1 pseudogene is annotated in these 1,339 nt (G+C 58.5%); it reads right to left on the reverse strand.

Features of this window, described 5'->3' with window-relative positions:
• Positions 1 to 201: 201 nt before the first annotated feature.
• A pseudogene (locus tag ACZYOF_RS43795) lies at positions 202 to 1,218 on the reverse strand (IS701 family transposase); the annotation flags it as partial.
• Positions 1,219 to 1,339: the final 121 nt, after the last annotated feature.

The following is a 1,339-nucleotide window of genomic DNA, read 5'->3' on the forward strand; positions in this document are numbered from 1 at the left end:
GTCACCGGCGAGCGACAACACGCCTCAAGCACCTTGCGATCTTTCCGCGAAAGGTGGACTTCTCTTGCTTCGGGGATCATCCATATCTTGAATCACGACTCACGATCCAAGAAAAGTGGGTACTAGTCTTACTGCGTCACAAATCATGACGGCGGATGGACCTCGAGTTGGATTGCGCAACACGGACATCTACGTAGCCGCCTAACCAATCCACTCGCAAGGCGCCGCCGCATGGTAGCGATCGAATTCGGCATGTGACGCTCGGTTCTGAGCGGGAGCGCCGCGGGGCTTTTGATTTTTGGGAAGCGCAAATTCTTTGACGAACGCGGGCCGACGAGGTCGTGAGGGGGGAATCGTCTCCCTTTCGGAGATCAGGAACCCGTAGGCGGCGATGCACAACGTGGCGTGGTGATGGAAGCCGCGCCAACCGCGCCCTTCATAATGCCCGAGGCCGACCTCCTGCTTGAGCTCTTGGTAGTCGCGTTCGATGCGCCATCTGAGCTTGGTCAAATCGACCAGGGCGCGGAAAGAGATGTTTTCCGGCAGCGTCGAGAACCAGTATTTCGTTGGCTCGGATTCATCATCGGGCCATTCGATCAATAGCCATTCTTCGGCATGCGGCTCGCTCAGCCAGTAATCGCGATGAGCGGGACGGACCCGGAGCCGCGCAAAGCGCGAGGTCAAGAAGTCAGCGCTGCCTTCGCGCCATTTGACATTCCGCCAAGCTTGGTTCGGTAGACTGAGAGCAAGTTCCTTGACCGAGCAAGGCTTGTGTTTATCATCCCGCCGCATCAATTTCGTCGGCCGCCCATTCCCCGACCATTTCTTGGGCGGCAGTGGTCCCATGCCGGTCGGCCACGCGGATGTGCTCGGCAAGATGCCCGCAACATAGCGCAAACCCAACGCCGTCACTTCTTTGCGCAGCGTCGTATCCGCGCCATATCCGGCATCCATCAGTACCACGCCACGCTCAATGTCCGCTTCACAGGCCGATCGGATTTGCTCCAGCGCGATCTCAGGCTTGGTCTGGAAGACAACATCCTTGGGCACACCGGCCTTCTCTCGACGTTCCTCCTCCTCGGCCCAGCTCTGGGGCAAATACAAACGATAGGCGATCGGCAAGCTCGCGTGGTGATTGGCAATCGACAGTGAAACCGCCACCTGACAATTGTCTTGCTTGCCAAGTTGGCCACAATATTGACGCGCGACGCCGACGGTCCCGTCGCGGAGTTGGTTGGAATTAGGGTTGGCGTAGGCTCCGGGGTGATCAACCTCGAATCGTCCGGCGTTGAAGCGTCGGACTGGAGACTACGCCATGAGGCAACCTACCACGAAGCCT

This window comes from Bradyrhizobium sp. LeoA1Lang (assembly GCF_055413685.1).